General features: G+C 45.8%; 20 protein-coding genes, 1 tRNA gene and 1 pseudogene. 13 read left to right on the forward strand and 9 right to left on the reverse strand.

Annotated features, from left to right (window positions below; genetic code table 11):
* The first annotated feature begins 64 nt into the window (after positions 1-64).
* The 8 genes and pseudogenes from yidC to D0A37_RS11685 all read left to right on the forward strand — a co-directional run bounded on the left by yidC (position 65) and on the right by D0A37_RS11685 (position 9,334).
* Positions 65-1,213 (forward strand): membrane protein insertase YidC, encoded by a 1,149-nt coding sequence (yidC, locus tag D0A37_RS11650; RefSeq protein WP_242724383.1) that lies wholly within the window; start codon positions 65-67, stop codon positions 1,211-1,213.
* A gap of 11 nt (positions 1,214-1,224) precedes the next feature.
* Positions 1,225-1,698: a Jag family protein gene (locus D0A37_RS11655; protein ID WP_242724384.1), complete on the forward strand. Its 474-nt coding sequence runs from the start codon at positions 1,225-1,227 to the stop codon at positions 1,696-1,698.
* Positions 1,699-1,796: 98 nt separating this feature from the next.
* The gene (locus tag D0A37_RS11660; RefSeq protein WP_242724385.1) at positions 1,797-2,321 is read left to right on the forward strand and encodes a YceD family protein; all 525 of its coding nucleotides are present in this window, start codon (positions 1,797-1,799) and stop codon (positions 2,319-2,321) included.
* Between the two features lie 122 nt (positions 2,322-2,443).
* Complete coding sequence (locus D0A37_RS11665) at positions 2,444-3,952, forward strand: Ycf46 family AAA ATPase (protein ID WP_242724387.1); 1,509 nt, start codon at positions 2,444-2,446, stop codon at positions 3,950-3,952.
* Positions 3,953-4,120: 168 nt separating this feature from the next.
* Complete coding sequence (locus D0A37_RS11670; RefSeq protein ID WP_242724389.1) at positions 4,121-4,582, forward strand: SH3 domain-containing protein; 462 nt, start codon at positions 4,121-4,123, stop codon at positions 4,580-4,582.
* Between the two features lie 447 nt (positions 4,583-5,029).
* Complete coding sequence (locus D0A37_RS11675) at positions 5,030-5,206, forward strand: hypothetical protein (RefSeq protein ID WP_242724391.1); 177 nt, start codon at positions 5,030-5,032, stop codon at positions 5,204-5,206.
* Positions 5,207-5,700: 494 nt separating this feature from the next.
* Positions 5,701-7,297, forward strand: a pseudogene (locus D0A37_RS11680) (IS1182 family transposase).
* A 462-nt stretch (positions 7,298-7,759) separates the two neighbouring features.
* Positions 7,760-9,334 carry a peptidoglycan-binding domain-containing protein gene (locus tag D0A37_RS11685; protein WP_242724393.1) on the forward strand — a complete coding sequence of 525 codons (1,575 nt, stop codon included), beginning with the start codon at positions 7,760-7,762 and terminating at the stop codon, positions 9,332-9,334.
* 177 nt (positions 9,335-9,511) lie between these two features.
* Here the strand turns inward: D0A37_RS11685 and D0A37_RS11690 are convergent, their stop codons facing one another.
* The 3 genes from D0A37_RS11690 to lipA form a co-directional block, all read right to left on the reverse strand.
* Complete coding sequence (locus D0A37_RS11690) at positions 9,512-10,039, reverse strand: ferric uptake regulation protein (protein WP_242724395.1); 528 nt, start codon at positions 10,037-10,039, stop codon at positions 9,512-9,514.
* Positions 10,040-10,307: 268 nt separating this feature from the next.
* Positions 10,308-11,573, reverse strand: coding sequence for an RNA polymerase sigma factor SigC (gene sigC, locus D0A37_RS11695; RefSeq protein WP_242724397.1), 1,266 nt, complete (start codon positions 11,571-11,573; stop codon positions 10,308-10,310).
* Positions 11,574-12,358: 785 nt separating this feature from the next.
* Positions 12,359-13,228 (reverse strand): lipoyl synthase, encoded by an 870-nt coding sequence (gene lipA / locus D0A37_RS11700; protein WP_242724403.1) that lies wholly within the window; start codon positions 13,226-13,228, stop codon positions 12,359-12,361.
* Between the two features lie 97 nt (positions 13,229-13,325).
* Here lipA and D0A37_RS11705 point away from each other — a divergent pair.
* Both D0A37_RS11705 and D0A37_RS11710 read left to right on the forward strand, forming a co-directional pair.
* Positions 13,326-13,399, forward strand: a tRNA-Pro gene (locus D0A37_RS11705).
* Between the two features lie 463 nt (positions 13,400-13,862).
* Entirely contained in the window at positions 13,863-14,987 is a 1,125-nt protein-coding gene (locus D0A37_RS11710) for an EAL domain-containing protein (RefSeq protein WP_242724409.1), read from the forward strand.
* A 163-nt stretch (positions 14,988-15,150) separates the two neighbouring features.
* On the opposite strand, the gene D0A37_RS11715 is transcribed toward D0A37_RS11710, so the two are convergent.
* Both D0A37_RS11715 and xth read right to left on the reverse strand, forming a co-directional pair.
* Entirely contained in the window at positions 15,151-16,026 is an 876-nt protein-coding gene (locus tag D0A37_RS11715) for an SDR family oxidoreductase (protein ID WP_242724411.1), read from the reverse strand.
* 42 nt (positions 16,027-16,068) lie between these two features.
* A complete protein-coding gene (xth, locus tag D0A37_RS11720) occupies positions 16,069-16,854 on the reverse strand; it encodes an exodeoxyribonuclease III (RefSeq protein ID WP_242724413.1) in 786 nt (261 codons plus the stop codon).
* 416 nt (positions 16,855-17,270) lie between these two features.
* On the opposite strand from xth, the gene D0A37_RS11725 reads away from it, so the two are divergent.
* The 3 genes from D0A37_RS11725 to D0A37_RS11735 are packed head-to-tail and all read left to right on the forward strand — an operon-like array spanning position 17,271 to position 21,551.
* Positions 17,271-19,790, forward strand: coding sequence for a GTPase (locus D0A37_RS11725; protein ID WP_242724415.1), 2,520 nt, complete (start codon positions 17,271-17,273; stop codon positions 19,788-19,790).
* Between the two features lie 6 nt (positions 19,791-19,796).
* On the forward strand, positions 19,797-20,852 hold the full coding sequence (locus D0A37_RS11730; protein ID WP_242724416.1) for a GTPase: 1,056 nt from the start codon (positions 19,797-19,799) through the stop codon (positions 20,850-20,852).
* Positions 20,853-20,876: 24 nt separating this feature from the next.
* Positions 20,877-21,551, forward strand: a complete 675-nt coding sequence (locus tag D0A37_RS11735) for a LeoA/HP0731 family dynamin-like GTPase (RefSeq protein WP_242724417.1) — start codon at positions 20,877-20,879, stop codon at positions 21,549-21,551.
* 85 nt (positions 21,552-21,636) lie between these two features.
* On the opposite strand, the gene D0A37_RS11740 is transcribed toward D0A37_RS11735, so the two are convergent.
* The 4 genes from D0A37_RS11740 to D0A37_RS11755 form a co-directional block, all read right to left on the reverse strand.
* A complete protein-coding gene (locus D0A37_RS11740; RefSeq protein ID WP_242724419.1) occupies positions 21,637-22,260 on the reverse strand; it encodes a Panacea domain-containing protein in 624 nt (207 codons plus the stop codon).
* A 472-nt stretch (positions 22,261-22,732) separates the two neighbouring features.
* A complete protein-coding gene (locus D0A37_RS11745; RefSeq protein WP_242724421.1) occupies positions 22,733-23,161 on the reverse strand; it encodes a heavy metal-responsive transcriptional regulator in 429 nt (142 codons plus the stop codon).
* Between the two features lie 103 nt (positions 23,162-23,264).
* Positions 23,265-23,558 (reverse strand): hypothetical protein, encoded by a 294-nt coding sequence (locus D0A37_RS11750; RefSeq protein ID WP_006632298.1) that lies wholly within the window; start codon positions 23,556-23,558, stop codon positions 23,265-23,267.
* Between the two features lie 354 nt (positions 23,559-23,912).
* Complete coding sequence (locus D0A37_RS11755) at positions 23,913-24,083, reverse strand: CAB/ELIP/HLIP family chlorophyll-binding protein (protein WP_172186391.1); 171 nt, start codon at positions 24,081-24,083, stop codon at positions 23,913-23,915.
* Positions 24,084-24,086: the final 3 nt, after the last annotated feature.

The following is a 24,086-nucleotide window of genomic DNA, read 5'->3' on the forward strand; positions in this document are numbered from 1 at the left end:
GCGCTAAGCGGGTAAAAATAGTTCTCAACAGCAAACATAGAGCACCTAAATTAACTCAAAGCGAATGGATTTCGGTATCTCGTTTCTCTCCAACAACCTCATGCTCCCGATCCTAGATTTTTTCTACGGGATCGTGCCAAGCTACGGTTTAGCGATCGTAGCTCTGACGCTCGTGATTCGCTTTGCTCTTTATCCTCTCAATGCAGGCTCTCTTCGCAATATGCGGCGCATGAAAGTAGCGCAGCCATTGATGAAAGAGCGAGTAGATCAAATTCAAAAACTCTATAAAGAAAATCCTGCAAAACAGCAGGAGGAAATGAGCAAAGTATACAAAGAATTTGGTAATCCTCTAGCAGGATGCTTCCCGTTGGTGCTGCAAATGCCAGTGCTGTTTGCACTGTTTGCAACGCTCCGGGGTTCGCCGTTTTCTGACATAAATTACAGCGTCAACGTTCAAGTTTTGCCGAAAGAACAAATCGAAACTGTTCAACCGCAAGCTTTTGCTACACCGCCTCAAAATATTTACGTCACAGGTACTTTTCATGCTCCTGTTGTGGGCGTAATTCCAGGCGGCGACAAACTCGCAGTCGGCGACACAACCAAGATTAATTTTCAAACCCCAGAAGGCAAACCTCTAAAAGCCCTAGCGGCAGAAAATAAGAGCGAAATCGACTTTGAACCCGGCTGGAAAGTCATCAAAGGCGAAGAAGTGGTCAAGGTAGATGAACAGGGCAACATTACGGCATTAGCGCCCGGTGAAGCCACAGTTCAAGGCACAATCCCCGGATTGGCTACTAACAAAGGATTCCTGTTTATTGAAGCTCTAGGCCGCGTTGGCGCGATCGACTCTGACGGTACAATCCACTGGGATATTTTGGTAATGATCTTGGGCTTCGGCATCAGTTTGTATATCAACCAAACTCTTTCGGGACAAGCACAAGGGCCAAACGACAACCCCCAACAGGCTACAGTCAACAAACTGACGCCAGTTATATTTTCAGGGATGTTTTTGTTCTTCCCGCTGCCCGCCGGCGTGTTGATGTATATGCTGATTGCTAACATCTTCCAGACAGTTCAGTCGTTCATTTTGTCCCGAGAACCGCTGCCCGAAAACCTCCAAAAAATAGTGGACGAAGCAGAGGCGAAAACCAAAAAAGATCAGGGATTAGATGCCCTTCCCTTTGAGCCAAAGCGTGCCAAGAAAAAGGCTTGATTTTAACAACAATGAAAGACTCTCAAATGCAGCGCGGACAGGCATGGTTAGAAGAATTGCTACAACAGTCCGCAATTCCTTCCAAAGTGGTATGCGAACAACAAGAAGATTGCTATTGGATGACAATAGATGAAAGCAATCTGACTCGAGAACAAGTGGCAATCTTAGTCGGGCCAAACGGTATTGTAATAGATGCCATTCAGTACCTCTGCAACACGGTTCAGAATATAGGTCAGGAAGTAGAGGAGTCAATTCCTTATACTATTGAACTAAATGGCTATCGTATCCGCCGTCAAGAGGAATTGCGCTCGATGGCAGAGTACGCAGCAGAGCAAGCCCGATCGACGGGAGTTGAATTTGAGATCAAATCGCTGTCTTCTGCAGAACGCCGTCAAGTCCACAGCTTTTTGAGCGAATGTGAGGATATAGAAACTTACAGTCAAGGGCAAGAACCCGATCGGCGTTTGGTAGTTCGGCTGCGCTGACGCTAAAGAAGGAAGAGGGAAGAAGGAAGAAGGAAGAAGTTAAAAATTTAACTATTCCTTTTGACCTTTAAATTCAAGAATTAGGAAGGTAAAAGATTATGGAGACAATTTATATCCCTCATCTACTCACAAAAATTGAGCGGAAAGAGGTCATTGATTTTGAAGAATTTCTCCCCGATTTAGAAACTCTTACTCCGGTGCGAGGGCGACTGCAAGTGGCTCACCAAGGGAATTATCTTGAGGTGAAGGCGAAAGCAGAAACAATTGTTACTCTCACCTGCCACAGATGCTTGAAACAATACAATCATCGTTTGGCACTTAACTCATCGGAATTAATCTGGCTCGAAGAAACAGCAAATCAAACAGATTCCAGTTCAGCAGAAATAGAAGTTGCTTTAGAAGATTTGGTGGAAAATTTGTCCCCCGGTGGCTATTTCTCTCCGGGCGATTGGGTATACGAGCAAATGTGCTTGGAACTGCCGCACAAACAGATATGCGATACTGAATGTCCGGGAATTTCTTTAACTGATGATGCAACTGATGCAACAAATACAGAAAGCTCCGAAACAGTCTCAGACAGTCGCTGGGCCTCTCTGGAAGCACTTAAACGGCAATTGCCTTAGTCAGTTGGCAGTGGGCAGTTGGCAGTGGGCAGTTGGCATTAGCTAATAACCAATAAGAAATAACAAATAAGAAATCACCACTGACAACTGACAACTAACAACTAACCACTGACAACTGACTAATGACTATTTTTAGCGACGAGTTTGAATTACTGCTGCGATCGCGCTACCCCCTAATTTACATTCCGACACGGGAGGAAGAGCGCGTAGAAGCGGCGATCGCCCAATGCGCCAAAAAACAGGGTTCTCGCGCTGTCTATATCTGGGATTTTGTTGATGGCTACCAAGGCAATCCCAACGATGCCGGTTTTGGCAAGCGCAACCCGCTGCAAGCTTTGGAATTTCTCGAAAAATTACCCGCCAGCGCGCCAGCAATTTTTATCCTGCGCGACTTTCAGCGGTTTTTGGAAGATGTCTCGATTTCCCGCAAGCTGCGGAATTTGGCGAGACTCCTCAAATCTGTACCCAAAAATATTGTCATCGTATCTCCTATAGTGGCGATCCCGGAAGACCTAAGCGAAGTGATGACTGTTTTGGAGTTTGCCCTGCCTGCGGCGGCGGAAATAAAAAGTGAGGTGGAAAGGCTGTTAGGGGCTACCGGACAAGCCATTGAAGGGCGTTTGCTGGACGAAATGGTGCGCTCCTGTCAAGGTCTGTCGATCGAACGAATTCGCCGAGTTTTGGCAAAGGCGATCGCCACCAGAGGCGAACTCCATCCCGACGACGCGGAACTGATTTTAGAAGAAAAGCGCCAAACAATTCGCCAAACTCAAATTCTGGATTTTTACCCAGCCCGCGAAAATATTTCCGATATTGGCGGTTTGGACAATCTCAAAGAATGGCTGCTGCGGCGCGGCGGTGCTTTTTCCGATCGAGCCCGCCAATACGGTTTGCCGCATCCCAGAGGTTTGTTGTTAGTCGGAATTCAAGGAACCGGAAAATCCTTAACAGCAAAGGCGATCGCCCACCACTGGCATTTGCCTTTACTGCGCTTGGATGTCGGGCGTTTGTTTGCCGGCTTAGTCGGGGAATCGGAATCCCGCACCAGACAAATGATTCAGCTAGCGGAAGCTTTGGCCCCCTGCGTGCTGTGGATTGACGAGATTGACAAAGCTTTTGCAGGATTGGACGGTAAAGGGGATTCCGGGACAACCAGCCGGGTGTTCGGGACTTTTATTACTTGGTTGGCCGAAAAAACTTCCCCGGTGTTTGTAGTCGCAACGGCCAACAACATCCAGTCTTTGCCCCCAGAAATGCTGAGAAAAGGCAGGTTTGACGAAATATTTTTTGTGGGTTTGCCCAGCCAGGAGGAACGGCGGGCGATTTTTGAGGTACATTTGTTGCGGTTGCGATCGCACAGCATCAAAAATTACGATGTAGAGCGCTTGGCTTACGAAACTCCCGATTTTTCAGGGGCCGAAATCGAGCAAACTTTGATTGAAGCCATGCACATTGGGTTTAGCCAAAATCGAGACTTTACGACAGATGATATTTTAGAATCAGCTAGTCAGATGGTACCCTTAGCCAGAACGGCTCAAGAACAAATTCAGTTTCTCCAAGATTGGGCCGCTGCTGGGAAAGCTCGCCTTGCTTCTAGATACGGCAGTTTGAGCCGCCGGATTCAAGGTTAAGCTTTTGAAGTCAGTAGTTAGTAACCAGTTGTCAGTTGGCAGTTACCAGATTTTACTCAACATTCAACATTCAACACTCAACAGTCAACCTTCTTCCCTCTTCCTTCTTCCCTCTTCCCTCTTCCTTCTTCCCTCTTCCCTCTTCCTTCTTCCTTCATTTGCGGTTTTATGAACAGTGTATATAGCGTTTTCAAATTTTTAGTAGGTTTTCTGCTAGCAATCGTCCTGATGGCAGGTGCTAGCGTGGCTGCTGCACTTTACTTTGCCGCTAAGCTAACTACTGTGCCCGAAAAACCTGTTTTTTCCAACGACAAAACACCAGCTCAGGTTGCGGGCGCTGCGCCGAAGTCAACAGCCCAAGCTAGCCCTGTTTCTACATCTAGCGATGCCCCGTCTCCCAAACCTCTGGAACCGGGAGCTTACCGCGCGATGGTAACTCAGCCGATCGGCTTAATTCTCCGGGATACTGGTAGCCGAGACTCGAACCGCATTGGCGGTGTTGGTTACAAGGAAAGAGTCGTAGTTTTGGAAGAGTCGCCCGACAAAGAGTGGCAGCGAATTCGGATTGAGGATGGCAATCGCGAAGGTTGGGTCAAAGGTGGCAATACTGAAAGAATTGAGGGCGAATAAAACTTAGCCACAAAACCTACTCATCTCATGGTGAGGGCACAGAAGCAATGGCAGTGTGCGGATTGTTCACCAACGCCGGGTTTTTTCCTGTCTCTGGTTCCAACTATCAACCTACACATTTATAAGGAAAAGTCAAGTTAAATTTATTTACGATATTTGGGATTGCAGTTTGATGCGCTGACACTGCAGGTGCGATCGCCCCTGCAAAATCCTGAATTTGACATAAAAGCCCAGCGCACAAAAGGTTTCAAGAGCTAAAACTTAACAGAAAAACTCGAAAATACATAAAGTTAACTAATGTTATTAAGGAGAGTATGTTAAGAAAATTAGCAAAATTTTAAGGTTAATTGCAAAACCCAGGCTGTTGTCACTGGCGCAGAGGCAAGAGTGGTAGCTTGGATTACAAGATGTAAGTTTTCAGCTTAACAGCTACCAACAATAAAAAATATGTACGACAAACGTCCCGATCGAGATTTGGCGACTGCTGCTGTTACTGCGGCTTTGGGAGCTGGGGTCGTTACCTCTTTTGCGGTGAGCAGAGGGCAAAATCCGCTGGTAGCCATCGCAATTACTATTTTTGCAGCGGGAGTAGCTGTAATTTGCGATCGGTTCGGCTTAATTTAAGCGATCGTCCATTTTTTAATACCAAGTCAACTTACTGAGATGTTACACCATTCTCAATAAGCTTTTTATGAACAGGCAAGATGCCTATTCCACAAGAAAATTCACTCTTTGTGGAACAGGCATCTTGCCTGTTCTTAAGAATGGTGCAAGATGTGAGCTTATCCAAAAATCCCCGCTCTATTTGCAACTAGCAAAAGTGGGGATTTTTAGTGGCTAGTTTTTTGGTTAATCAGCGGGAGCATCTCATATTTGTAAAAACACTTATTCTGGCTCCTTCCTTCTTCCTTCTTCCTCTTTCCTCCTGACTCCTGACTCCTGACTCCTGGCTCCTGGCTCCAATTTTGGGCTTGGCTGCAAAAGTGAGATGCTCCCTAATCAGCCGTACTTTCCTAGGGCGTCGGTACAGTATTAGACATTGACAAAACCGGGTAGATATGATAAGTGAAGTGAGGAGCCTGTTAAATTCTCACCATCAGGAAGAAAGAAAAAACCCTATGCGTCCTCCCTTATGGCATCCTCCAATTGAACTATCAGACCATGAAGAGTTGATTATCAAACGCATCAAAAGAGCCAAGCTATTCACGTTTCTTCGACTCAACCGTTCATTCATATTTAATGATGAGTTTCAAGACGAACTCGCTACAATTTTTAAAGACAGCACAGTGGGTCACAGCCCAGTTCCTCCTGCACAACTTGCCTTGGCAATTATTCTACAAGCATATTTGGGGATTTCTGATGATGAAGTAATTGAAGAAATGCTGATGGATCAACGTTGGCAGTTAGTTCTCGATTGTCTCAAGTGTGAAAGTCCCCCTTTCAGCAAAGCCACTTTGGTTAGATTCAGAAAGGGCTTAATTAAAAAAGAACTGGACCAACGTTTAATTGACCGCACCGTAGAGATTGCCAAACAAAAAGGTGGGTTTGGCTCATCTCAACTCAAAGCTGCCTTAGATTCCTCCCCTTTATGGGGAGCCGGGAAAGTCGAAGATACATATAATCTATTGGGTCATGCTTTGCGTAAAGCAGTGAGTGTGATAGCTGCTGGACAGGGGCGGGAGTCAGCAGAAATTGCCGATGAAGCCGGTGCGCCCATCCTCAATAGTTCTAGCTTAAAAACGGCATTAGATTTGAACTGGGATAATCCAATCGAGCGTCAAAAGGCACTCTCAATCATCCTAAACAGCTTAGATTCGGTAGAAGAATGGATGCAAGGTCAGTCTCATTGTCATGGGTTTGACCTCGCCCAAGAGACCCTCAATGTTGCCCGAGTCATTGAATCCCAAAATGTGACATTAGACTCTCAAGGAGTTCCTACTCTAAGCAAAGGGGTAGCAAAAGACCGTCGAATTTCTATTGAAGACCCAGATATGCGGCATGGACGGAAAAGCCAGTCTAAAAAAATAGATGGGTATAAACGCCACGTCCTTAAAGATTTAGATAGCGGTGTAGTTTGCGCGGTGGCATTGAAGGAGGGCAAATACTCCCGAATCTGCTGCTACACTTGACCTAGAACGTGACTTAAGACTCCAAAATATTCACCTAACTGAGTTACATATTGACCGGGCTTATTTATCTAGTCATTGGGTCATACAGCGGGATAAGCAATTAAAGATATTTTGCAAGGCGTGGCCGGTCAGAAATTCTGGCCGGTTTGATAAAAATTCCTTTTTCCTGGATTGGGATACGCATTTAATGAGTTGTCCCAATCAAGTAAGCATCCCATTTGAACCAGGAAAAGTTGTTCATTTTCCTCCGAGTGAATGTGCAATTTGTCCTCTGAGATCCGACTGCACAAACAGTAAAAGAGGACGTAGTGTATCAATTCATCCTGATGAAGCTTTAATGCAAGAGTTGCGAGCGCGTCAATCTACTGCCTCTGGTCGTCTCGACTTGAGAAGGCGTACTACAGTTGAACACTCTTTAGCCCATATTGGTCATTGGCAGGGAGACCGTGCCCGGTATCTTGGACAACGGAAAAATCTCTTCGATTTACGTCGAGTCGCTGTTGTCCATAACCTCCATGTCATTGCTCGAATATCTAAGGTTTTGCCAATTCAACCGGGCATAGAGTCGAACTCATTGGCCGGCTAGTTGCATACATCTCTTTTGTTGTCAACTCCTAATACTGTACCGATGCCCTAGACGCACTCGCAACATGAAGAAGCCGCGTTTCTTAACAAAAAACCTGCGATTTCAGGCTCTTTACCAGACAACAAATTAGGGTAATGACGGCCGGCGCGGAAGTCTTGTGGTCATTTCAGCGGCAGGTAGATAAAATATTAGCCAGCGCTACCGCAGAACTTATTCTCTTTGGGCCTTAAACGCTAAGACTATGCCTGCAAACTTTTTTGCTGAGTCTCGCGTCTCTAGAAGCAGCGATGCTATCTTGGTTATTACCTGTAATTATTTTTGACGATAAATTTAAAAAAAAAACGGGTGCTTCGCGCTTTCCAAGTAGAACTTAGCGTTGGTAGAATCCCAGCCAAGCGTGCCAAACAATCATTTTTGGCAGCTTGCTCACACAACCCACCCACAATTTCACACTAAAAAATTATGGAATCTCTTGCTTACCTCGAACTTGCTCTTGCTTGCGAAGCACCCGCAGAGTCGAAAATTTTTCATGAGCCCAAGTGGCAAAACCTATCGAGTCAGACTTACGTCCGTTTGCTGTCTGTGGCTTTGATGCTGTCGGTTTTGAGTGCAGCCGGTGCGGCTTTTGCTCAAATAGATCCGGTTTATCCGAATGTGCGAGCGGTTCAAGACAGGTTGCGGGATCTCGGCTATTTTCGCCGCTCTTCGACAGGTCAACTCGGCCCGGTTACTCAACAAGCTCTGACTAACTTTCAGCGAGACTATCAACTGTCGCGGACTGGCCGGCCCGATCGAGCTACTGTGATAGCACTCAACAGTTTGGTCGGGAACGATCGACCTTTTAATACTATTTCTACCAATTATCGGGAGCTGCGTTTTGGAGACGCGGGTGCAGGTGTTTCTGCTCTCCAGCGCAGGTTGAAGCAGCTAGGCTACTTCAGCGCACATCCCACAGGGAGTTTTCGCCAAGTTACTCAAAATGCCGTTAGATACTTCCAGCGAATTAATCGACTGCGGGTGACGGGAGTTGCCGATAGGCAAACTTTAGCTTTGCTGTTTGGTTCCACCCGGCCTGTTCCCCCCGTTACGCTTCCAGGGAATATTTCGGGAAATGGCGGTTGCAAGGGGCTGCGGTTCGGGGACAGAGGAGCGACCGTAGACTTGATCCAGCGGCAGTTAAAAGCTTTGGGCTATTTTGAAGGCGACGTTGACGGCAAGTTTCGCGAACGCACTCTCTACGCTGTGACTCGTTTTCAGCAAGATTACAATCTGGTTTCTGACGGTTGCGCTGACACTGCGACTTTGACTGCTATAGATGCCCAGATGAGGGCAGCTCAAATTACCTCATTGAGTGAGGAAAATGACCAACAGACTAATTCCGCAGATTTTCTGGAGTTGGGCCACAGAGGCCGACAAGTAGAATTTGTGCAGCGGCGACTGCAAGAATTGGGTTATTACAGAAGCCAGATTCACGGTTGGTTCGATCGACCAACTCAGGCAGCTTTGATCCGCTTTCAGAGGGATAGCGGGCTGTTCGGGACTGGAAGGGTCGATCGCAGCACTCGATCGGCTTTGCGACAAGGTAACAGGCAGGCTGCTGCGCCTGTGCCGCAAATCGCCACTGGTCTGCGCCGGGGCGATACTGGGCCTGCTGTCCGACAGCTTCAGTCTGCGCTCAGAAGTCTGGGCAAAAACCCCGGCCCGGTGAACGGAGTATTTGGAGCCGAGACCGAGTTTGCGGTGCTGTCGTTTCAGCAGGAACGCAATTTGTCACCGGCGACGGGTATTGCCACTCCGGCGACTTTGGCTGCCCTCCAAAACGGATTAGCTGGCCGGGTAGCTGTTCCTGCTGTTCCAATTAGCAGCAGTTTGAACTCTCGATCGAGCATTCAGCAATTACAAAGGCGGCTGCAAGACCTCGGCTTTTACACAGGCTTGATCAGCGGAGTTTTTGATACTCCGACGAGAGACGCCCTCGATCGAGCTCAGCGCAGTTACGGAGTCAGCAGCGACGATTTGTTGAGCCAAACTTTTTAGCCCCAGGCTTGCGGACGCTACATCAAAGAAATCGGGTTTCTGGTTTCCGACTCATTCCTGAAATGATGTATTTTTCTGAAGAAACCCGGTTTCTGCGTAACTGTGATCGCACTTGGGCTACCAATTTTTGTTAAAACTTGTAACAAGCCGTACTTGAAATGCGAAAATAGTGTACTGTCACTCGATTGAATCCGGGGCGCTGTTGCCGTTGTGGGCGATCGACCTCGGACAAGACCAATTGCTGGAAACCAAAGACGGCCATCCCATCCGCAAAGCTTCGTGGCACACCGTATGAATGGTTAGCTGGCAGTCTAGCAGGTGCAACCCAGACTTTTCAGCTTGCTTCATGCCAATTTTCAAAATCGAATCGTTGTTAAATTCGATCGTTCTGTTGCACTGAACGCAGACTAGGTGGTGATGGTGATGCGGGTAAGGCTGGTTTATTTCATAGTGTTTGTGACCTTCTGCTAGTTCGAGTTCGCGGAGGAGGCTCATCCTTGCCATTAACTTTAAAGTTCGGTAAATGGTGGACAAGCTAATGTTTTCTCCGCGATTTTTTAACAAAGTGTACAAATCCTCCGCACTCAGGTGATTGCCTTTGGGGAGGTTCTGAAAAACGTGCAAGATGGTTTCCCTTTGGGGAGTCATCCGCCAGCCTTTGTCATTGAGTTCGGATTTGAATGAAGACGCGGTGTAAAGTGCCATAGTGACCCTCTCAAGAAAGTCTGCCTATTGACAATCATACACAACGATCGAGATATTTTGCAAATATCGCAGCTTATTGAAAAAAGATTGAGGAAAAAATTTAGTTTTTAATATTTTTTTGACTTTTAAAAAGCTTGATGACTTGCTGCAGAGGACAGAGAAGTTGTTTAGAAGTAAATATTTTTACTTCTGCCGAATGCCTCCTGCCTTCTGCACAAGTGCCCAATGCCTTGCCCCCTGATTAATCGCGCTGACTGACCGGCCAAATCTAAGTCAGAGACTCCAGATAGTCGCGCACGCGGTTGCGACGCTTGGGTTGGCGGAGTTTTTGCAAAGCTTTGGCTTCAATTTGGCGGACTCGTTCGCGGGACAAGTCGAGCGCGCGACCGATTTCTGCCAGCGAATAGGGGTGTCCGTCGCCCAAACCAAAGCGCATCAGAATTACATCTCGCTCGCGGCTGGTCAAATCTGCCAGCAGTTGCTGCAAGTCGCGGTGCAGAGCTTCTCGCATCAGCATTTCTTCTGGGGAGATGCTGTCGGTTTCGAGCAAGTCGCCCAACTCTGTATCTTTTTCGTTGCCCACTTTAGTTTCCAGAGAAACAGAACGGGGAACTCGCAGCAAAACTTCTCGGACTTGGGGCGCCGTCATGTCCAACTCGACAGCGATGTCTTCGATCGTAGCTGTCCGACCTTTTTCTTGAGAAATTTTGCGCTGGGCTTTTTTGATTTTGTTAAGTTTTTCGGTGATGTGGACGGGGAGGCGAATAGTGCGGCTTTGAGTAGCGATCGCCCGCGTAATTCCCTGCCGAATCCACCAGTAGGCATAGGTGCTAAATCGATAGCCCCGCGTCGGGTCAAACTTTTCTACAGCTCGCTCCAGTCCCAGAGTACCTTCTTGTATTAAGTCGAGCAATTCTAAACCGCGATTTTGATATTTTTTCGCCACCGAAACCACCAGGCGCAGGTTCGCCTTAATCATGTGGTCTTTAGCTTCGATGCCTTCAGCTTGAATTCTTTCGATCGTCTCCACCGTCATCTCAGCTAACTCGGCCCACTGGCGCTTGCCTTCGGACATAATTCGCTTGAGTTCTGGCACGTCAGCGACGCCGGCAGTTGATGCCCAGCGTTCCAGGGAAGGTTTATGTCCCAACTGTGCTGCTAAGCGATCGCGCACCTCAATTAAATGCACGAAGCGCCCAATTAGCCCTTCTTCCTGGGACGCGACGGTGTTGCGTAATTCCAGCAATTTGATATAACGCTGAACTTTTTGAGCTTCCGAGACTTCTTCGTCTCTACCCAAGAGACGAACCCGACCTATTTCTTGGAGGTAGAGGCGCACTAAATCTGTAGTGCGACGGCTGGCATTTTTTTGCAATTTTGCTGCTGGGTCTGCATCTTCTGTCTCTGCTGGGTCTTGGTCGAGCAGTTCGTCTCCAGCTTCTTCAGCATCTTCATCCAACACATCACCTTGCAAGGGATTGACTCGCAGTTGTTCGTCGAATTCAGCTTCAGCGTAAAAAGAGGTGGCTGGCATAGTGATTTTCTCAGTTGCTCCGGGTGAAAAGATGCTACGCTTAGCGGTTATTTATAATTAAGATGCTCACTTTGTTAAAACGAAGCATCACCGCTTTGTGTTTCTTTATTAACTTTCCTGACTTTTCTGCTGTTGTTCGATCGAACTTTTGCTGCCCCACTTGTTTTACCAAGATTCTGGAAAACGCTAAGAACTTTCTGATGTAACAGGTTGAAGGCCCGGAAAGTGTGTTGTACTTCTTTGTTTATGTAGCTAGTATAGAGAGTGACTGGCTACAAACAAGTGACGTTAGTCAGAAGTTAAGTTAATCTTCATCACCAATAAGCTGGTTCCCGATCACTTCGGAAAATTAGCCATTTTTTTAATAAAACTTTATATAACTCGGCGCTCTTGATTAAATACGCTGCTGTGAGCGCAAAAGTTTAATCCATTACAGCATATGAGCTTCAGAGTTCGTAGACTCCGCAATACCGAGTTATTGGCTGACGCAAAAACCGGGTTTCTTCCTCAAATTTCTGGATTAAAACCTAGAAGTTGGAGAAAGAAACCCGGTTTCTGGATCTCTTTTGCGTAAATCGCGACTTTGAGGGGGCGATCGGTCGATAATTGTTTTGCTGCTGGCTGCTGTTTCCCTGGTGATCTCCTTCAAAATAACCAAGAGCAAAAACCGGGGTTTTTGCACTCGGGCTGCATAGAAAGCGCAGGTTTTTCCTCGCTGTTACCGGGTTAAGCGGGTTTTAGTGAGAATGGTGCGATCGGGCGCGAGTCAACTCCAATTAAAATTCCTAGCGTGGGTAAAGTTTCATCAGTTCCCTCACCTGTTCGGCGTGATAGGAACTGCGAGTTAAGGGAGAAGCGACAACTTGCAAGAATCCCAAAGATTCGCCAAACTTTCTCCAAGCCTCAAACTGTTCTGGAGGCACAAAGTTTTCTACGTTCAAGTGCTTTTGAGTCGGTTGCAGGTACTGTCCAACTGTTAAAATATCGCAGCCGACAGCCCGTAAGTCCTGCATTGCCTCCCGAATTTCGGCGTCTGTTTCCCCCAGTCCCACCATAATGCCGGATTTGGTGTAAACCCCAGGTGCGAGTTCGCGGCTTCGCTGTAATAGTTCCAAGGTACGATCGTACTTTCCTTGTGGCCGCACCTTGCGGTAAAGTCGCTTGACGGTTTCGGTATTGTGGTTGAGTACCTCTGGCCGGGCTGCGAGAATGATTTCTAAAGCTTGCCAGTTGCCGCACAAGTCGGGAATCAAAACTTCTATAGTTGTATCGGGCATCGCCGATCGCACCGCTTGAATGCACTCGACAAACTGAGACGCGCCCCCATCCGGCAAATCGTCCCGGTTAACAGAGGTAATCACGACGTGGTTGAGTTTGAGCCTGTACACCGCTTGCGCCAATCTTTGGGGTTCCGTCGGATCTAAAGGTTGGGGCTTTTTCTCAAAATCGATGTCGCAGTAAGGACAGGCGCGGGTACAAGCCGGGCCCATAATCAAAAATGTCGCAGTACCTGCGTTGAAGCATTCGCCGATGTTCGGACACGACGCCTCTTCGCAAACCGTATTCAGGGATAAATCCCGCAAAATTTCTTTGACGTTGCCGACGCGCTCCCACTGGGGGGCTTTAACTCGCAACCACTGGGGCTTAACTGTCACGTCTGTCTCCGCCTGAGTAGTATTTTACAAATAATTATATACGAGCTTGCTCAATTTTGACTTGAGTGTGATAAGCTAAAAATCTATTGACTAAATCCGGGATGTAGCGCAGCTTGGTAGCGCACCTCGTTCGGGACGAGGGGGTCGCAGGTTCAAATCCTGTCATCCCGATTTTAAAATTAAATTGGATATTCCGCAGCAAGCGAGTTGTTTTGGGCGATCGTCCGGCTGTCTATATTGGTGGTGGCCGTAAATTGGTCTAGCTCCTTGTCCTGTTAATTTCCCTTTGTAAATAATTAACTGTAGCAATTGTTTAGCCAGAGGGAATTATAGAAGAAAACGTAAACAATCAGAGCAGCAGTAGAGACTAGAGAACAAGTCTTTGCCTTCTCCCTCTGTGATGATTTGGGACAGTGTTTCATCACAGGTACTTGCTCAATGCTGAGAACTTTGACCCAGGTTTGAAACCGTGGGTAAGTATAAATACTGCAATAATTCTTAAATACAACTTCATTAAGATTTACATCTTGAGATAGATGAATTAATAGGTGAATGATTTTACAATAAAAGTTAATTGTTAGCGTGTCTAAAATTAACCCAAAAACCGTTAACCCAAAAACCGGAGGATATTCCAATGCAAATAAGTGGCAAAGCCTTCGGCTCCTGCTCTCGCTGCGAAACAGTACCCGAAAAAATAGAGGGCAGGGGAGGTCTATACCTATGGTTTCCAGTATGGCACACGCTCACCAAGATTATTTCTGCACTAACCAAGACTGAATTTGAATTCCGGCTGTTAGAAGAGAGCAAGTGTTTGTACGTTATGCTTGAGGGAATAGCGAAAGAAAAGTTTAACGCCCTAGCATCATCGGTGCTGACAACTCAAGAGTTGAAAGAGACAAAAGTTTTGTGGATGCGCGAAGTTGAACAGCCAAAACTTAGCGATTTTTATCGCAGCACTTCCTTAGACTCATTTATTAATTTGACTAACTCTGATTGGCTGTTAGATTTATTGTCCGAAGAACGCATTACTACACATTTTCAGCCCATTGTTTATACCTCAGATACTTCTAAAATTTTTGCCCACGAAGCGCTGCTGCGAGGAATTGACGAGCAAGGAAACTTAATTTATCCGGGTCGGATTTTTGCCCAAGCAGAATCAGCAGGCCTAATTTTTCAACTAGATGTTTTAGCCCGGACTCGCGCTATCCGCGAAGCCCATGTTTACGATCTCAAAGAACTACTTTTTATTAATTTTTCTCCGACTTCAGTCTACGATCCCGCTACGTGTCTGCGAAGAACAGTACAGGCTATTGATGAAGCGGGAATTCCTCACAGCAATATTGTTTTTGAAGTAGCCGAATCTCAGCACCCTCCTGATATGGATCACTTGATTAATATTCTGAGGTTTTACCGAGAAGCGGGATTTTTAATTGCCCTGGATGATTTTGGCAGCGGTTCTTCTAATTTAAATTTGATGCACCAACTGCGTCCCGATTTTATTAAGTTAGATATGCAATTGATTCGCAATGTCCATCAGGATTATTATAAGGCACTAATTACGGAAAAGATGTTAGAAATTGCTGCTCAATTAGAAATTAAAACTGTTGCTGAAGGTGTGGAAACTTTGGAAGAGTTTGAGTGGGTACGGGAACGGGGAGCAACTTTTGTTCAGGGTTATTTGATTGCTAAGCCGACTTCTCCGCCGATCGGAGTTACGAGCTATATTGGTGGTGTTGAAGCAGTGCCTATGTCTGCTTAAATGGTTTTCTGTTGCGATTTGGCGCTACATTTGCTCGTCCCCAGGCTCTGCCTGGGAACGCATATCGGGAGGCTCTGCCTCCATTAAAATGAGACAAATTTGGAGGCAGAGCCTCCGGATTTTCATTACCAGGCAGAGCCTGGTAACGAGAATAACTAGCATTTTAAACGCTCAAATTGCGCCGCAGAAAGCTTTCTAAGGATTCCATTCTCATGCCGTAGATTGATTCCAAGTTTTGCACTTCTTCGGGAGTGCAGAAATACTCGTTACCCAGCAATACGCGCAAAGTTCCTAAGTCTTTTTGAGCTTGAGGATTCAATAAACCCAAGGCATTTCTCAAACCGTCAAACACAACCAGTGGCGGGTTGATTACCATCGGTTCGCGATTGAATAAGCGTGCAAAAATGCGGGGAATGTCGTCTCTTGTCAGCACATCCGGGCCGCCGACTCGCAGAATTTGGTTGCGGGCGCCTTCGACTGTTGGGGAGTCTGCGGCAATCTTTGCTAAGTCGTCGGTACTGACAACAGATGTGCGGTTTTTGCCGTCGCCAATCAGCAGGTAAAGTCCGGTTTCTCGAAATCTTTCTGCGAGCGGTAACAAGCTGGAAGAAAAACCGGCAGGCCGCAAGATTGTATAATTCAATCCGCTGTTTTGCAGGTATTTTTCAACTTCTCGCTTGGCTTTGAATACTGCGGAATCTTCGTATCCTCGATCGACTCCCAGTACCGAAAGAAAAACAAAGTGATCCACTCCGGCTTCTTTGGCGCAGTCGATCAATTCTATGTTAGCGCGGTAGTGTACTGCTTGAACGTCGCCGCCGGTGCCGTGGCTGCTGATGATGTACTGCACTCCTTGGCAGGCTTTTTTAATATCTTTGTCTTGTTTTAAGTCGCCGATAAAAATCTCGGCGCCTCGGTTTTCTAGTTCTGAGTAGCGAGACGCGAGACGAACGAATGCGCGGACAGGCTTCTCTTGCTGTCTGATTTCTCGTACAATTCGGCGGCCTAGTGCGCCTGTTGCTCCGGTTACTAAGAACATGATTTTTAGTTGTTGGTTGTTATTAACCTTATAACTGATCAATCAAATTTCGACAATTACGGGGGCGTGGTCGCTGGGCTTGATTAATTTTCTGGGAGCAGTATCTATTGTACAGTTTTTTGCTTGTTCGTACAGGGGAGGGCTGAGATAATGATGGTCGATTCTCCAGCCGTTGTTGCGGGGAAATGCGGCGGCGCGGTAGTCCCACCAGCTATAATGGCCGCCTTCTGAGGTGAATTTGCGAAAGGGGTCGTTTAATCCTAATTCTATGATTTCTGTGAGTGCGAGGCGTTCGGCTACTGATAGGCCGACGGAGTTAGCATTGGCTTTGGGGTTGTGGATATCTCGATCGTCCGGGACGATGTTGAAGTCGCCGCAAATGCACAGTTTATGGGATTTCTCTAGTGTTATTTTGAGGTATTCTTGCAGCAGTTTGAGCCACTTTAGCTTGTACTCATATTTCTCGCTGCCAACTTCGGAACCGTTGGGAACGTATACGCAAATAATGCAAATATCGTCTATAACCCCGGCTATTAGGCGTTTTTGTTCGTCAAAAATCCCTGTGGTTTCGTCGCCGAGAATGGGGGCAAATCCGGTGCTGATTTGCGTTAGGGGCGATCGGCTAAAAATGGCAACGCCGTTGTAGGATTTTTGACCGGAAATGTAGCAGTTGTAACCGAGGTTGGTGAAGGGTTCTAGGGGGAAGTCTTTGTCTATAACTTTGGTTTCTTGGAGGCAAAGAACGTCTGGGGAGTTGGTTTGCAGCCAGCTAGTAACGTGTTCTAGGCGGGTGCGAATTGAGTTGACGTTCCAGGTGGCGATTTTCATTTTTTGTTTGTTATATACTCTCTGATTACTGGCGTGATCGTAAAGTGCGATCGCCCATTTTGTTGTACTGTTTCAACTAATGACCGTCGTCCTAAAGATTGTACGACTTTTAATAGTTCTGGCGGTGATAGTTTCAGGTTTTCTGCTATTTGTGAGATGTCGGCTGGTTCGATCGTGCTTGCTAGCCAACAGATAGCTTGTTGTTCGGATGCGGTTAGGCGATCGCACTGCTGGTGCAGCAGAGATTCTAAGTCACCTAAGAACAGGGTATCATAGGAGAGGAATTCGGAAATGCTGCCGCCGAATAAGTCTTGAATCTATGACTTTTTCGGTAGCAACCAGCTAAAGGTGACTTTTTATGGTCGAGCTGGGATGCAAAAACCTACTAAATATGACTTTATATTAAATAAGTTAAGATGTCTGACATAACTTCAAGAACAACCGAACACTTAGACTACCCATTCCTATTAGTCACACACATGGTCTGTGCAGATCAGCAGATTCACAGTGAAGAGTCGAAAGCGCTACGCGAACTAGCAGCGCAGATCGGCGCTTCTCAACGCACTCTAGCTGAGATGGAAAAAATTCTGGCTCAAGAGGAAAACCAGCTTTCTCTAGAGAATTTAGCTCCGAAAGTATCGCCCGGTGAGCAAAGTGAGGCCATGTCGCAAATGTTGGCGATCGCCTATGTTGACGGTTTCTGTTCAGCATTAGAGCGGGAGATGGCGGAACAAGTAGCACGAATTTGGAACTGGCCAGCGGGAGAAGTACAGCGGCAGCTTGCAGAAGCAGGAGCCTTCGCTGATACCCGATTCATAGGCGAACACAACCAACAACAGAAAGTCTCTTTCGGTGCGCGTTTCCTTAAAGGGGCTGATTCTCTCCTTTCACGGGCATTAGTGGATAATGTAGCAAAGCTCACTGGGAGTGAACAAAAAGTTGAGCAAATACGACGGGAAATCCTGTTAACTGGGCCAGAATATGATGAGGCGATTCGTCAGTGTGCAGTCATCGCTGATGAAGATTACAAATTTGCAGAATTAGCACTTAAAAGAGCTTTACTAGCACTTTCCAATTTGGGCAAAAATATTCAACTGGCTATCGAAGACATCAAACATAAAACAGGTGGGAAAGGTCAAGCTACCACTGCTAAGGAAGTCGCCAAGCAACTTGAGGATACCAGAAACTCTCTGAGTGCCGAGATTATTAAAGAAATGGAGAGTGTACGGGAGTCGCTTGCGGCCAAGGAACGCGCTCTCAATCATTTCAGCATCACCTTTATGGGTAAAACTAAGGCGGGGAAAAGCACTCTTCACGCTATAGTTACAGATGATGGGTGGGATGCGATCGGTGTAGGCAAGCAGCGTACAACTCGGTTTAATCGAGTGTACGAGTGGAAGAATATTCGCATCATTGATACTCCTGGGATTGGCGCTCCGGGCGGTCAAAGTGATGAAGAAATTGCTAAAAGTATTATCGACGAGTCAGATGTAATTTGTTATGTAGTGACAAATGACAGTATCCAAGAGAGTGAGTTTGCTTTTTTGCGGTTACTAAAGGAAAAAGCCAAGCCATTAATTATTCTCCTGAATGTCAAGAATAATCTGCGGGACTCTCGTAGGTTGGAGCATTTCTTAAAAAACCCCGATAAACTGTTTGAAATGGATGGTCAAAGTGGTCTAGGCGGACACATTGAATGTATCCGTCGCTACGCCCAAGAGCATTATGCTAATGACTATTTCGAGATTGTTCCTGTGATGCTGTTGGCGGCGCAGCTTTCCCGCGAACCAGAACACGCAAAGAAGAAACAGGAGCTTTTTAAGGCAAGTCGGATGCAGGATTTTCTTAATTTAATTCGTGTATCTCTGGTTAATCATGGGGCAATTCGTCGCTCTCAAACTCTGCTTGGTTCTACCGTAGGCGCAATTGATAATCCTTACCAATGGGTGAATCAACAAGCTTTAGTCTATGAAAAATTGACAGAGACGCTGAAAAATAAGCGTGAGGTAATGCAAAAGGATATCCAAAAAGCAGCTAAGGATTCTAAAGACTTTTTACTGCAACAAATCGAGGCAATTTTTCAAGATGCTATAAAAGCAGTTCCATCTTTTGCAGAAGACCATTGGAACTGTAACGAAGTTACCATGAAGCAGGGATGGGAACAAAAACTAAAAGCACTTCGATTTGAAAAACGCTTAAATTCCGCTTATCAAGAGACTAGCCAAAAATTTAATAATGAAGTTCAGGAAGTTCTTGAGGAAATAGGAAATGAATTACAACTAATCTCTCAGCTTGGCAGCAGGGATTTCAGCTTTCCTGAGCAGGATTCAAACAATTTTCGAGACATTGTACGAATTGGTGGAGACATTCTAGGGATAGCTTCTGCTATTCTAATGTTCTTCGCCGCACCGGTTGCGATTTTTATAGGGATAGGAACTACTGTTGTTAGCATGATGACAGGACTTTTTAAATCCAAAGGCGAAAAGCGACGCGAAGCTGTTCTAAATATCTCAACTTCATTAGAAACTCAACTCAACACTCAAAGGCAAAAGACTCTACAGCATGCTCAGAGGGACTTTGGTAAGTATGCTGATTCCGTAACCGCGAACATCAACATCTATTTTGAAGAATTGATTGCAGGGCTAGAAGCGATCGCGACTCAGCTTGAAGAAGCAAAAAACAAGTTATCAGGGGCAGCAAATTATCTAAACCGTGCTTATGCCAAGCGAATTATTGACTGGTGTGTTGAAGAAAACGAACCTCTCACAGATGAGCGGATCGCCGAAACCATTGCTAAAGTTCACCGAGATTTCGGGCGTAACATGAAGATTGTAACAAAATCGAAAGTTCAGCGACTAAAATCACTAGAGGATATCAAACACATCCTTCAAGAGGATATTTCCTTTAGCTATCTCAATTCTACCAAAAAAAACTAAACTACCATGACTCAGAACACCCCGAACTTTAAAGCTGCCGATGTCGGTGCATCTTTCAAAAAAACGCTAGTAAAATTTGACAACTTACTGGCTCAGGGAAACACGGCCGAACTAACAGCTATCCGCAAAAAAGTGCGCGATGAATTAAAAGAGTATCGAGAGCAGGGGATTCTCGGAGTAGCTTTTGTTGGTCAGTACAGTGCAGGGAAATCAACCATTATTTCTGCATTGACAGGACGGCGCGATATCCGCATTGATGCTGATATTGCTACTGATAAAACTACCAATTATGACTGGAACAATATCAAGCTGATTGATACACCCGGACTTTTTACAGACCGCCAAGATCATGATGAGATTACTTATGATGCCATTAACAAATCTGACTTGCTAGTTTTTTGCCTCACCTATATGCTTTTTGACTCATTGACAGCAGAGAACTTTAAGAAGTTAGCCTATGAAAAAGGCTATCGCTGGAAAATGATGTTAGTCATCAACAAAATGTCTGATGAAGCAGGAGAAGAAGAGCAAAAGATTGCTAACTACCGCCAAAGTCTTACCGATGCACTGAAGCCTTACAGTCTCGATGAATTTCCGATTTGCTTTATCGATGCCAAAGACTACTGTGAAGGCATTGATGATAAAGATGATTTTCTGACAGAAATCAGCCGATTTCCAACTTTTATCGATGCTCTAAATCAGTTTGTAGAGCGTCGGGGCTCCCTTGCTCGTTTTGATACACCAGTCCGAATTGCCCTAAGCTGTGTTGATGATGCTCAGTTGAGCTTTACTCGCAATTCCAGCGAAGATTCTACTTTTTTTGAAGTGCTAACACGGTTATCTCGTACAGTGCGAAAGGAGCGAGATCGTCTGCGAATTAAGGTTAAAAATATAGCCCTAGAGATGTCTTCAAGAGTTGCTAGCGAAGGCAACACTCTTGCGGCAGCAGTAGGTAGCGATGGGAATTTTGAAAGCCTTAATAAACAAGCGGAATTGAATCTGCAGAAACACTATGAAAAAGCAGAAAGAAAACTGCAAGAAGCTGTTAATGTAGCAGTTTAGGAGATCCAGCAGGAGGTCGAAGAAGTGCTAGAAGGTAATCTAGTCAAGAGTTTTGTTGCTTGCCTAGATAAAAATCAAAATATATCAGGCCAAAATCCTGGTTCTGATATGGATGTGGAGCGACTTAAAGGCCAAGTTGATTGGCTTAAAAAAATCGGTGAGACGGTCGGACTGAAGCTAAGCACTGAGGCAACGAGGGGTTTTGCACAGACCGCTGGCCAAGGCTTTCTACGTTCTATAGATGTAGCGGGAAGCGGTCTACATCAAGGTGTTTTAGCTGTGGGAAAATTTGTCGGCTTTAAATTTCAACCTTGGCAAGCGGTTGGTATTGCAAAAAACATCGGCAACGCTGCTAAATTCCTTGGGCCTGCTCTAGCAATTGTTTCGGTAGGAGTAGATATTTTACAAATGCAACAGGAACATGAGCGAGAAAGGCAAATGGCTGATATCCGCCGCGATATTACAAGTCAATTTCAATCGATAGCCAAAGACTTGGAAAATCAAATTGAAATACAGCTCTTTGAATTTGAGCAACAAGTTTACGGAGAGATTGAGAAGCAAATTGCAGCCGCTCGTCTGAAGGAAGAGGAAGCGATTTCTGCTTCTAATACTTGGGTTCAACAACTGGCAGAAATCCGTAAGGATTTTGACGGGATTATCCAGTACATCACGAAGGCAACAGCTAATCCGAATACTTGAATCTGAAAAAGAGCGATCGCCCTTACGTCCCAACTTGTCACAAAGCGCGTGAAGCGCAGCTATCCTGTAGGGAATCGCCCTTATATTATTTAGAAAAAAAACGGCCCGAATAATATTTTTTCATCGATTCGTGAGAAATAATCCCATGACAAGATTCGTCTTTGGGTACATTACCTCTCGCTTCTAGCCAAGGCATTTCACTGCAAATCATTCGTTCCAAAGTTTCATCATCATACTCAAAATATGCCTCGGCAACTTCTTCCAGAAATTGCCCAACTTTTTGAGGAAGTTTTGGTTGTTCGACTTTCTCTGTAATTGGTTCCCAACTAAATTGGCGTTGATACTTTTCTAATAAATCAGGAATAACCGGCCCGTGAATCGCTGCTTGAAAATCTGCATCAAATAGTGGCTTTCCGTAAACTCCTAAATGCCACGCTTGAGCGTAATACACGAGTTTTTGTAGCTTGTAGACATTGATTTCTACATTGGTTTGCGAGGCTAACCAAATGAAAGCATTTGCAACATCTCGATCGCTCATTTTTTCTGAATTATTTGGAACCCCGACAACTTTCAGTTTGCCTTCGCCTATGTGTTCCAATAGTTCAGAAACTGACAACTTAAATTCTCCGGCAATTTGCTCAACTCTTTGCCAGACTGAAGAACTCACAGTTATTTGATATTCATTTTTTGTTAAATTATTTTGAGTCATAACAGTTTTTAGAGCTGACTTAAATAATTCTAGCAAACAGTGCGGAATAATGACCTAATAGCGATCGCCCTTACATCCCAAATTGTCAAAAAGCGCGTAGGTGTAACCAGCCGCAGGCAATGGGCGCAGCATGGCTATGTCTGTAGCAAATCCCCATCAGTCAACAGTTGATACTAGAAAACAGCAGTCTAAAAAATCCTTGACAGTGAAAATCTGGCGGTGTATTATAGAAGTAGTGCAAACAATGAAAAACATGAGACTAAAAAGTTGGGAGTCTCCTCGCAGCGAGGGTAGAAACTCCAAAGGTAAAGGCGGCTCAGCCAGGGCTCGGCAACTCAAAAAGCAACAGCAAACTCTGCGAAAACAGTTAAAAGCTCAACACGATCGACAAAACCACCAACCAAACCACCAGCCAAACCATCAAGGGAAGGAAACCGATAATTCCTTCCCTTTTTTTGTATCTTTCCGCTGCTCAATCCCGCTGAATGTTGGGACAAATCGTGCGAGTAATGCTCGCCTGCGAGGGTTGTTCTTGCCAGCAGTTGAGAATGCCTTGCAACTCCCTCTTCAAAGTTTCTAAGGCTGCAATTTGCACAGAAATTTCCTCTACCTTAGCCGTGAGATGCTGCTTCGCTTCAGAGCAAGGCAAATCTCCCCGATCGCGAACTTGTAAAATATCCTTAATCTCCTGAAGGCTCAAACCCAGAGCCTGAGAGCGTTTAATAAACGCCAACCTGTTAAATACCGTTTCGCCAAACAAGCGATAACCAGCGGGCGATCGCTTTACCGCAGGAGACAGCAAGCCCATCTCCTCATAGTAACGAACAGTTTTCACCGACAAACCACTACAGGCAGCTACAGAGCCAATTTTGTACAGTTTCTCGGCAACAGAAATATTCATAAACCAAGCATCCAAGATCGAAAGACTTTCTTGCCCTATCTTTTAGTGCCTCAGATCCAGGGAGTCGATCGGCACCTCGCCCAGTCACCATTGCCCGGTTATCTTAATAAGGAGGATTTTTTTTAGACACATTAAGCACCGGCAACTGAGGTCTAGAAGACTGAGGAGGAAGATAGTATTCGGGAGCAGGTGCGGGTTGTTCGGCTCCAGAGCGGTAAAATTGCCACCAGCGGAGAGCCATCGCCACCCCAGCAGTACCCAGCCCAAAAGCCAATAAAGAGCCACTGGCACCCATGCTGCCGATGGCTGCATCGACAACGCCCACTGTCACAACAAAGCTGGTAATTGGCTCTTTACGGTAAGCTGACCTCAAAAGTCGCGTCCAGGAAGCATTCATTTGGTTTTACTCTGTTCTATATTTATTTACAAGCTCTAAAACTTAGAGTTGGCGGAACGATCGGGATTTCTAGCTCAAAGACTAGCTTCACCTAAATTAATCTTCTCGCCTGTGGGGAATTGTACGGGAGCGAGGCAAAATTGCCAAGCTAGTCAAATCAAAATTCCACCCCATATACACCTCCAAAAGCCAGCTATTGCATTCGGGAACAGATCTCTCTCGACAGAGAAGTCGCTGGGCTTGTTTGTAATTAATATTTTAATCAATTCCCGAATTTGTCGCGGTCAGCAGAAGTCACACCCGCTGCCGGAAGAGTTAAGACAAAGTGTAAGGCTGACCGCGCCATTGCTAAAATTAGTTGAGACCTAACCAGGACAGCAAGCCCTGGCCTGTGACATACTCGATAATTAAAGTTAGAGAAAAACCGATCATCGCGGCTCGACCGTTAAGGCGTTCCGCGTAGCTATTGAAGCCAAACTTTGGCTGTTCCAGTTTGGGAGTGACGGTTGGTTGTAGTTGTGTCATTGC

Source organism: Microcoleus vaginatus HSN003, assembly GCF_022701255.1.
Taxonomy (GTDB): Bacteria; Cyanobacteriota; Cyanobacteriia; order Cyanobacteriales; family Microcoleaceae; genus Microcoleus; species Microcoleus vaginatus_B.

What these genes read in the sequence shown, in the direction of transcription:
- D0A37_RS11725 (WP_242724415.1), top strand. Translation starts at nt 17,271, where the DNA reads ATGTCTGACATAACTTCAAGAACAACCGAACACTTAGACTACCCATTC.
- D0A37_RS11740 (WP_242724419.1), bottom strand. Translation starts at nt 22,260, where the DNA reads ATGACTCAAAATAATTTAACAAAAAATGAATATCAAATAACTGTGAGT.
- D0A37_RS11690 (WP_242724395.1), bottom strand. Translation starts at nt 10,039, where the DNA reads ATGGCACTTTACACCGCGTCTTCATTCAAATCCGAACTCAATGACAAA.
- D0A37_RS11745 (WP_242724421.1), bottom strand. Translation starts at nt 23,161, where the DNA reads ATGAATATTTCTGTTGCCGAGAAACTGTACAAAATTGGCTCTGTAGCT.
- D0A37_RS11730 (WP_242724416.1), top strand. Translation starts at nt 19,797, where the DNA reads ATGACTCAGAACACCCCGAACTTTAAAGCTGCCGATGTCGGTGCATCT.
- xth (WP_242724413.1), bottom strand. Translation starts at nt 16,854, where the DNA reads ATGAAAATCGCCACCTGGAACGTCAACTCAATTCGCACCCGCCTAGAA.
- D0A37_RS11710 (WP_242724409.1), top strand. Translation starts at nt 13,863, where the DNA reads ATGCAAATAAGTGGCAAAGCCTTCGGCTCCTGCTCTCGCTGCGAAACA.
- D0A37_RS11715 (WP_242724411.1), bottom strand. Translation starts at nt 16,026, where the DNA reads ATGTTCTTAGTAACCGGAGCAACAGGCGCACTAGGCCGCCGAATTGTA.
- D0A37_RS11660 (WP_242724385.1), top strand. Translation starts at nt 1,797, where the DNA reads ATGGAGACAATTTATATCCCTCATCTACTCACAAAAATTGAGCGGAAA.
- D0A37_RS11655 (WP_242724384.1), top strand. Translation starts at nt 1,225, where the DNA reads ATGAAAGACTCTCAAATGCAGCGCGGACAGGCATGGTTAGAAGAATTG.
- D0A37_RS11670 (WP_242724389.1), top strand. Translation starts at nt 4,121, where the DNA reads ATGAACAGTGTATATAGCGTTTTCAAATTTTTAGTAGGTTTTCTGCTA.
- D0A37_RS11665 (WP_242724387.1), top strand. Translation starts at nt 2,444, where the DNA reads ATGACTATTTTTAGCGACGAGTTTGAATTACTGCTGCGATCGCGCTAC.
- yidC (WP_242724383.1), top strand. Translation starts at nt 65, where the DNA reads ATGGATTTCGGTATCTCGTTTCTCTCCAACAACCTCATGCTCCCGATC.
- sigC (WP_242724397.1), bottom strand. Translation starts at nt 11,573, where the DNA reads ATGCCAGCCACCTCTTTTTACGCTGAAGCTGAATTCGACGAACAACTG.
- D0A37_RS11755 (WP_172186391.1), bottom strand. Translation starts at nt 24,083, where the DNA reads ATGACACAACTACAACCAACCGTCACTCCCAAACTGGAACAGCCAAAG.
- D0A37_RS11675 (WP_242724391.1), top strand. Translation starts at nt 5,030, where the DNA reads ATGTACGACAAACGTCCCGATCGAGATTTGGCGACTGCTGCTGTTACT.
- D0A37_RS11685 (WP_242724393.1), top strand. Translation starts at nt 7,760, where the DNA reads ATGGAATCTCTTGCTTACCTCGAACTTGCTCTTGCTTGCGAAGCACCC.
- D0A37_RS11750 (WP_006632298.1), bottom strand. Translation starts at nt 23,558, where the DNA reads ATGAATGCTTCCTGGACGCGACTTTTGAGGTCAGCTTACCGTAAAGAG.